This window comes from Kitasatospora sp. NPDC024654, from assembly GCF_055559155.1.
Map to the genome: position 1 here is coordinate 55,468 of NZ_JBVHLF010000033.1, position 7,518 is coordinate 62,985.

A 7,518-nucleotide genomic window follows, 5' to 3' on the forward strand; every position below is an offset into this window, starting at 1 on the left:
TCTCAGGTGAGCTCGCTGAGAATCGGGCGGCTGTGCGTTCGGCGGGGCATCACGATGACGTCCGCGCCCAGGTCGGACCAGCGCGGGCGCAGGCCCTGCTCGACAGCGGTCAGCTGCTCGAAGAGCAACCGGCGCAGCAGGGTGATGCCCCGGTCGGCGCCGCCGAGCCGCTCGCGGGTGCGGTCGGCGATCGGACCCTGGGTGACCCAGGCCATCACGTCCTGGCCGTCGATGGTGTCGAGGTTGAACGAGCCGTCGGCGTGCTTGATCTCGGCCTCGGAGACGTGGTAACGGGTGCCGCCGGCGGTGTCGTCCGAACTGCGCCCGGCGCCCGGCCGCCCCGGGAAGCGGATCTCGGCGCCGAGGGCCGGCGCTGCCGCGCCCCGGCCGCGCACCTCGTACCAGATGTGCCAGGTGCGGACGTCGTCCAGCGGGACCCGGAACTGCAGCGAGCGGAAGTAGCGGTTGCTGACGTACATCGCGGCCGGGAAGAGCACCAGCTGCCCGACCGACCAGTCCTCCTCGGACCGGTCCTGCTGCTCCAGCAGGCGGCGCTTGATGATGCCCAGGTCGTCGGTGTCGAAGCCGAGTTCCTCGTGGTGGGCGACCTCGTACAGCCCCTGGTGGCCGGACCGCCGGTTCTGGTGGTTGGCGAAGTGGCCGTGCAGCCACTCCAGGTGGACGGGGTCCAGGCCGTTCTCCACGATCTGCAGCCAGTTGCAGTCGATCACCGCGGTGCGGATGGAGACCTCGACGTCGCTCTCCACCATGAGGTCGAACCTGGGCAGCTCGGGCGGCGTCCCCGGGGCCAGGTAGGCGAACACCAGGCCGCCCAACTCGCGCACGGGGTAGGCGGGTTGGGTGACCCGGTGCTTGAAGCCCAGCGACGGGTCCTCGTTCGGCTGGTCGAGGCAGGCACCCCGGCCGTCGAAGAGCCAGCCGTGGTACGGGCAGCGCAGGCCGCGCTCCTCGACCATGCCGAACGCCAGCGAGGTGCCGCGGTGCGGGCAGCGCTCGTCGAGCATCGACCAGGTGCCGTCCGGCCGGCGGAAGAGTGCGAAGCGCCGGCCGAGCAGTTCGACCGGGCGGACCTGGCCGGGCTCCCAGCCCACCGAGACGGCCACTGGCATCCAGTAGTGGCTCAGCAGGTCGCCCATCGGCGTGCCCGGGCCGACCTCGGTGAGCCGGCGGTTTTCGTCGATGCTGAGCGTCATGCGAGCCCTTTCGGGGAGTGGTGTGGATTCCGGCGGACGTCACGGAAGAGGAAAGACCGCTAAGGCCTAGTCATATTCTGAGTTTATGGTTGTCATATTTCCTTGTCAAGAATCATTCGCGGCGCCCGGAAGGCAGCGGAACCGCCGGCTGCGGGTCACCTTCCGGGGCGTCCCGGTCGACCGCCAGCGCGGCCCGGGCCGACGCCAGCAGCCCGCGCTGCTCCAGCTCCCGCAGCACCGGCTCGGTGAGGTCCCCGCGCAGGTGACCGGAGATCACCTCGCGCAGCGCGCCGCCCTCCTCGGAGTGCTTGGCCCTGATCTCCTCCGGGACCAGCACGCCAAGATGCTCGGCCTCCCGCCGCACCAGTGTGTCCAGCAGTGCGGCTGAGGCCACCTCCGGCCGCTGCTCGGCCAGTTGGGCCAGCGCGGTGGCGGCCGGGACACCCAGCGCCTGTTCCATCGCCCGCTCGCCGCGCTGCTGGCGGACCGTGCGCAGCAACTTCTCCCAGTAGTAGGTCGGCTCGAAGTCGAAGGCGCAGACCGGTGGTTGGACGCCCTCGGCGACCAGGTCGCGGATCCTGGCCAGCAGCGCGAGCGCGTCGTCCCGCTTGGCGTCCGGCCGGGTCGTGCGCACATGGTCGCGCAGGGCGTCGAGTTCGGCCTGCGGCAAGCCGGCCTTGCGGCCGTCCGCGTACACCTGGCCCCACGAGCGGTCGGGGTAGAAGGTGCGCTTGGCCGCCGCCAGCAGGGTGTCGTGCGTGGCCGCGCCGATCGCCCCCGCCTGCCGGGCACCGGCCAGGCCCGCCCGCAGGTTGACCATCGCCTCCGACAACGGACGGTAGCCGTCCTCGCCGGGTGCGTGGACGATGGTCACCTCGTCGTCGTCGGTGAGCCGACCGTCCCTGAAGTCCTCGAAGACGCTGCCGACGCCGTCCATGCCGAAGGCGTGCAACTCGGCGGCGCGCAGCGCACCCATGCTGGATGCGCCCACCACCCGCACCCCGCGGCTCATCGCGAAGAGGATCTCCTTGTGCCACACCGCCGGGACCTGCTCGAAGAGCCCGTCCACGATGCCGATCACGGTGGGCGGTTCACGGTCCAGGACCAGCTCGGTCACGTCCCCGCAGCTGACCGGCGGCAGGTAGTGGGCGTCCAGCACCGCGCGGGCCTGCTCGACCGGCAGGCTCGGACCGAGGAAGACGTACACGCTCATGCGGATCCCTTCTGGGCGCGGGCCCGGCGCGCGGTGGCGCGCGGACCGGGGGTGTAGCCGATGAACAGGGAGTAGTGCTCCAGACCCGGCACGACGACCTTGACGGTGGGGATGCCGACCTCCGGTTTGCTGAGGTCGACCGCGACCACCTGCTCGACGCCGACCTTGCGCAGCCGCTCGAGCACCGCGTCCAGGTCCTCGTCGAGGGTCGGGTTGTCGATCCCGGTGGTCGGGTCGAACGGCCGGGTGCCGGGGTGGGCGAAGAAGACCTCGCGGGTGCGGGCCAGCGTCTTGGCGCTGTTCTGCGCGTTGTACATGGTGCGGAAGTTCTCGTCCCGGCTGGCCGCGATGACGGTGACCCGGCTCTGCGCCACCTCGGTCAGCGCGCGGGAGAGCGCCACGGCGGGGGAGGTGTGCGCGCCGTAACCCCAGCAGGCGCCGAACGAGCGCCAGGCCACCCGGTCGGCGCTCTCCACCGCGCAGGCCTGGAAGGCCGGGATGCCGGTGTCGCAGGTGACGTCCCAGACGGCGACCTCCAGGCCGCCCTCCGCGAAGGCGTCCAGCAGGCCCCGGCAGCCGGGGTCGTCGATGGTGGCCAGGTCGAGCTTGGCGGCCTCGACGTCGGAGCGTTCGCGCAGGCCCTGCCACCACATGGTCAGCGCGTCGCGCTCGGCCAGCTCGCAGATGCCGTGGATGGTGGCCTCGACCAGGTTGTTGCCCGAGGCCAGGCCGTTGGAGCTGACCCGGAAGGTGGTCGAGGCGTAGTCCAGGCCGACCTTGTTCAGCAGCACGCTCTCGTACGGCAGCCAGATCGGCTCGCCGCCCATCAGTTCGTAGCCCTCGGTCCACAGCAGCGGCAGGTCGGTGCGCAGCGCCGAGCGGGCGGGCGTCTCGCGCGAACCCGTGCCGGTGGTGTCCAGCCCCCCGCGCAGCGGCAGTTGGTGGATGTCCAGGACGGGCAGCCGCCGGCGCAGGTTCTGGTACGAGTCATGGCGCAGCGGTCCGTCGAAGAACTCGGCGTGCCAGCACTCGATCGATTCCATCAGGGCCGAGACGGCGGCCGCCGCGTGGTCCACGCCCTTGCCCTGGGAGACCGACAGCGAACGGGAGTTGGGCCGGATGGCGTTGTAGACCGGGATACCGAGCCAGTCCAGGCCGGTCATGTTGGCCAGCCGGGTGATGCCGAACTGCCCCATCCGGGAGCCGAAGTCGGCCAGCGTCTCGGCCGGCGGGCGGGCGCGGTGGGTGCCGTCCCGGTGCTCCTTGGGATGGCGGTGCTTCAGTTCTTCCATGGCGTCGGCGCCACCCTTCATATCGTGTCTGGGACTTGGAAGATCGCGTAGTCGCCGTCGACGACCAGGGCGGCGGCGAAGCGGCGCAGGCCCGGGCCGGCGCCGGTGGGGATCCGGGCCTCCAGTGCGCCGGCGCCGGGCGCCAGGGCGCGGGGGAGCAGTGGGCGTTCACGGTGGCCGCCGATCGGCTGGCGACTGGCGGCGAACCAACCGCCTTGCATCAGCGGTGCGTTGAACTCCACCCGAAGCACGGCCGGGTCGACCCGCAGCCGGCTGGGCGGGGCGAAGCCGTGCGGGAGGCTGTAGGCCGGGCCGCAGCGCTCGCAGATGTACAACTCGCGCGGCCGGGCCGGGGCCCAGTGCGGCACCAGCTCGATCCCCAACAGCTCCCTGCCGCAGTGGTGCCGGAGTCCGGTGGCGCGCTCGGGGCGGTAGCCGAAGGCGCCGGTGAGGTAGTCGTGCACGTCCGGGCCGCGTCGGCTGAGGATCGTGGCGAGGAAGGCGCACAGTGCGCGGTCACCGGCGCCGGCCCGCTCGACCGGGCTGCCGGTGGCCTCCGCCCTTGCCCGCAGATCGAGTTGGCTGGCGAGCCGGCGTCCGGTCATCGCCGGGTAGTCGCCGGCGGCGACGGCGGCCCGCACCATGACGGCCTGCAGCACATGCCGGGCGGCCCGGTCCAGGTTCCCCTCAGCCATGCTGCCCGCCCTGTCCCGGGGTGCCGGTGAAGACCCGGATGCGCGAGAAGGCGCCGGCCGCGGTGTGGCAGAGTGTCGCGCTCTCCCCGGCCGGCCCCGGCACGCGCTGGCTGCCCGCACCGGCCGGAACCGGGGTCGGGCACCGACCGCTGTCCCCGCCCTCGCCCACCACGGTGCACCACCCGGACAGCTGCCCGGTGTCCCAGCGGACCAGCCCGTCGGCGCGGTCGTGGCGGACGCCGAGCGGGATGTTCGCCGCACCGGCGGGGGTGTCGCTGAGCAGGCCGTGCACCGCGCAGCGGCGAACGGTGCGCCGGTAGGCGGGGTGCAGTACGGCGGCGTACGCGGTCTCGGTGGCCGGGCCCCCGCACGCGGGACACTGGCCGTCGGGCCGCGAGCCGGTGGGCAGGCAGAGCTGCTGCCAGGCCTCCTCCGGCGCGGCGGCCAGGATCCGCAGCAGCGCGGTGTCCAGTTTGGTCGCGCTCGCGGGCGCCCGCATCGCGGCCACGGCCGCCTCGGCCAACCGGCCGCTCAGCCGGGCCGAGTCGGTCGCGGCGGCGAACTCGGTCGCGAACAGCAGGTCGACGGTGGACTGCCACGGGCGGACGGCGGCGCGCGCGGGGGTGGTGGCAGTGCGCACAGGGGCGGCGGCCGCCACCGGGGCCTGGGCCGGTCGCTCGGTGGCGCCGGCCGGCGGCAGCACGAGGTCCGGGTCGCCCAGGCAGACGTACGAGGCCGGCCCCTGCGCGGACAGCCGGTTCACCCGCAGCGCGACCTCGCCCAGCGAGGCCCCCTCTTGCAGCAACTGGGCCACTGCCACACCCAGTTGCGGGGTGCCGTGGTTGATCCTGGTGGAGGCGACGACGCCCGCCACATGCGGACCGCGCAGCAGTTGCTGGGAGAGCTGGAACCGCGCGCCGAGCAGACCGTCGTGCGGCTGGTAGGCGGAGCAGGAGAGCAGTACGAGCAGCCGAGCGCGTACGGCCCGCGCGCCGTGGAAGGCCTGGAAGCCACTCTTGTGGTCCAGTCGGCACGGCCCGCCGCCCTGACAGGGCAGGAACCGCTCCCCGGCCTGCGCGGGGGCGGGCTTGAGCCCGTCGACCTGGAGGCACAGCACATGCTCGCCGACCCGGAAGTCGGCGCCGTTCCCGTGGCTGTGGAGCACCACGGCCTCGGCGCCGGAGCGCAGTTGCTCGACGAACTCGCCGGACTGCGCCGAGCCGTAGACGCCGGGCCGCTCGGCGGGCGGAGTACGGCGGAAGTCGGTGTAGTAGAGCGACCGGTGGCGGTGGCGGGGGGTGGGAGCGTGCAGGGTCGCCGCTCGGTCCACCAGCGCGGCGGCCTCGGCCGGGTCGGCCGGCAGCGGCAGCACGCCGACCGGGAGGTTGAGCTCGCGGCCGCGCCCCATCAGCGCGTTGACCTCGCGGAAGCCGAGCTCTCGCTCCGCCAGCAGCACGAAGGCCGAGCCGTCCCGCGCCGCCACCAGGTCGAGGGCTCGCAGCGCCTGATCCGACTCTTCCACGGCGAGGAAGGGTCGCCCGAGCGCTTCGGCGTAGCGGCGGGCGAGCTCCCCGGCACCGCCCTGCCCGATGACCAGTCCGCCCGTGCGCCCGGGGGCGGCACGGAGCTTCAACTCATTCATGACTGAGTTGATATCATAGTCAGTCAAGCTTGTCACTATTCGAGTCATGGGGTAGCTTCGCCAAGCCGCGCACTCGCGCGGGCCCCTGTCCAGCGTGCACAAGGAGTAGCGAATGGCGCACGAAGAAAATCTGCCGACCGGGTCCACGGAAGGCGCCGCCGCGGAGCCGGAGGAGTCCCCCCAGGGCGCCGAGGAGCGCGACGAGCAGGCGTATTTCGAGCAGCTGGCCGCCGTGAAGGACAGCATCCTCGAAGGCGTCATCACCCCTTGGTGACCGATCGTCCGTCCACGTAGGAGGAGGAATTTTGACAATTCACCAGCCGCTGGACGCCCAGCAGCGCGATCTGTTCCGCGACCAGGGATTCCTCGGTCCACTCACCCTGATGACCCCGGCGGAGATGGCCGGGCTGCGCGTCGAACTCGACGCGGTGCTGGAGACCCCGGGTCTGGCCCCCGCGCCCGACGCCGAGCAGTCGCGCGGCCGGCTCGCCGACCTGATGGCTCCCCGGCAGGGCGGCTCCCCGGTCCCGTACGTCGAGTCGCGCCACCTGGACGCTCCGGCGGTGCACCGCCTGTGCACCCATCCCGCGCTGCTGGCGCTGGCGCGCTCGCTGTACGGCGAGGACCTGCTGCTGTGGCGGTCCACCTTCATCGTCAAGGCCTCCGAGGGCCCGGCCTTCGGCTGGCACCAGGACTGGGGCGGGGTCTTCGCGCCGGGAGAGGCCTACGGCCTGGAGCCGCCGCTGGCCTTCACGTTCTGGATCGCGATCAGCGAGGTGTCGGAGGAGAGCGGGTGTCTGCAATTCGTGCCCGGGACCGGGGCGGTGCTGCCGGCCGCGCCCTCGGGCGCCGGGCGGCGGGCCACCCTGCTGGTGGGCGACGACGCGGTGGACACCGCCAGTGCCGTGGCGGTCCCGCTGCGGCCGGGGCAGTGCGTGGTCTTCACCGACCGGGCACTGCACGCCTCGGGGCCCAACGTGTCGGGAGCCGAGCGGATCGGTCTGGCCGTCCGCTTCACGGTGCCCGCCGTGCGGGTGCGCCCGCACTTCCCCGGGCACGCCGTGGTCCTCGCCTCCGGTCGGGACACCGCCGGCCTGAACACCCTGGCGGCCCCGCCGGTCTGACCGGATCCGTCCGGGAAAACTCCTCGCAGGGAAGTTGACTCGGCTTATTGACTCGAACTGACTTCGAAGTCTAGAGTTCCAGTCATGGAGGCCGACCGGCCCCCCTAATGAAAGAGGTAAAGAGATGAACATCTCCCGCGAGATCACCGAGCTGCTCACCAACGACGAGCTCGACATCGTTCTGGGTGCGGCCATGATGGCCGAGACCATCTGACTTTCATAGTCAGGCCGGGGGGGGGGGGGGGGGGGGCGCCCCCCCCCCCCCCCCCCACCCCCCCCCCCCCTCCCCCCCCCCACGATAGGGGCGTGTTCCGTCCCGATCCATGGGGGGGTACAGG

The 7,518-nt window shown here is 72.5% G+C and carries 7 protein-coding genes; 2 read left to right on the plus strand and 5 right to left on the minus strand.

Annotation, left to right across the window (positions count from 1 at the left end; translation table 11 throughout):
* Positions 1 to 2 precede the first annotated feature (2 nt).
* The 5 genes from ACZ38L_RS20575 to ACZ38L_RS20595 form a co-directional block, all read right to left on the minus strand.
* Entirely contained in the window at positions 3 to 1,214 is a 1,212-nt protein-coding gene (locus tag ACZ38L_RS20575) for a Rieske 2Fe-2S domain-containing protein (RefSeq protein WP_465695341.1), read from the minus strand.
* Between the two features lie 112 nt (positions 1,215 to 1,326).
* Complete coding sequence (locus ACZ38L_RS20580; protein WP_465695344.1) at positions 1,327 to 2,427, minus strand: TfuA-like protein; 1,101 nt, start codon at positions 2,425 to 2,427, stop codon at positions 1,327 to 1,329.
* On the minus strand, positions 2,424 to 3,719 hold the full coding sequence (locus tag ACZ38L_RS20585) for a YcaO-like family protein (protein WP_465695346.1): 1,296 nt from the start codon (positions 3,717 to 3,719) through the stop codon (positions 2,424 to 2,426). Before ACZ38L_RS20585 ends, ACZ38L_RS20580 begins: the two co-directional genes overlap by 4 nt.
* A 17-nt stretch (positions 3,720 to 3,736) precedes the next feature.
* A complete protein-coding gene (locus ACZ38L_RS20590; protein ID WP_465695349.1) occupies positions 3,737 to 4,414 on the minus strand; it encodes a hypothetical protein in 678 nt (225 codons plus the stop codon).
* On the minus strand, positions 4,407 to 6,056 hold the full coding sequence (locus ACZ38L_RS20595; RefSeq protein ID WP_465695352.1) for a hypothetical protein: 1,650 nt from the start codon (positions 6,054 to 6,056) through the stop codon (positions 4,407 to 4,409). Before ACZ38L_RS20595 ends, ACZ38L_RS20590 begins: the two co-directional genes overlap by 8 nt.
* Positions 6,057 to 6,168: 112 nt before the next feature.
* Between ACZ38L_RS20595 and ACZ38L_RS20600 the strand changes: the two genes are divergently transcribed.
* Together ACZ38L_RS20600 and ACZ38L_RS20605 are read left to right on the plus strand one after the other, a co-directional pair.
* On the plus strand, positions 6,169 to 6,330 hold the full coding sequence (locus ACZ38L_RS20600) for a hypothetical protein (protein ID WP_465695354.1): 162 nt from the start codon (positions 6,169 to 6,171) through the stop codon (positions 6,328 to 6,330).
* Positions 6,331 to 6,361: 31 nt separating this feature from the next.
* Positions 6,362 to 7,180, plus strand: coding sequence for a phytanoyl-CoA dioxygenase family protein (locus ACZ38L_RS20605; protein WP_465695356.1), 819 nt, complete (start codon positions 6,362 to 6,364; stop codon positions 7,178 to 7,180).
* Positions 7,181 to 7,518 lie beyond the last annotated feature (338 nt).

Coding starts and splice junctions, on each gene's coding strand:
- ACZ38L_RS20600 (WP_465695354.1), top strand. CDS start 6,169: ATGGCGCACGAAGAAAATCTGCCGACCGGGTCCACGGAAGGCGCCGCC.
- ACZ38L_RS20595 (WP_465695352.1), bottom strand. CDS start 6,056: ATGAATGAGTTGAAGCTCCGTGCCGCCCCCGGGCGCACGGGCGGACTG.
- ACZ38L_RS20580 (WP_465695344.1), bottom strand. CDS start 2,427: ATGAGCGTGTACGTCTTCCTCGGTCCGAGCCTGCCGGTCGAGCAGGCC.
- ACZ38L_RS20585 (WP_465695346.1), bottom strand. CDS start 3,719: ATGGAAGAACTGAAGCACCGCCATCCCAAGGAGCACCGGGACGGCACC.
- ACZ38L_RS20590 (WP_465695349.1), bottom strand. CDS start 4,414: ATGGCTGAGGGGAACCTGGACCGGGCCGCCCGGCATGTGCTGCAGGCC.
- ACZ38L_RS20575 (WP_465695341.1), bottom strand. CDS start 1,214: ATGACGCTCAGCATCGACGAAAACCGCCGGCTCACCGAGGTCGGCCCG.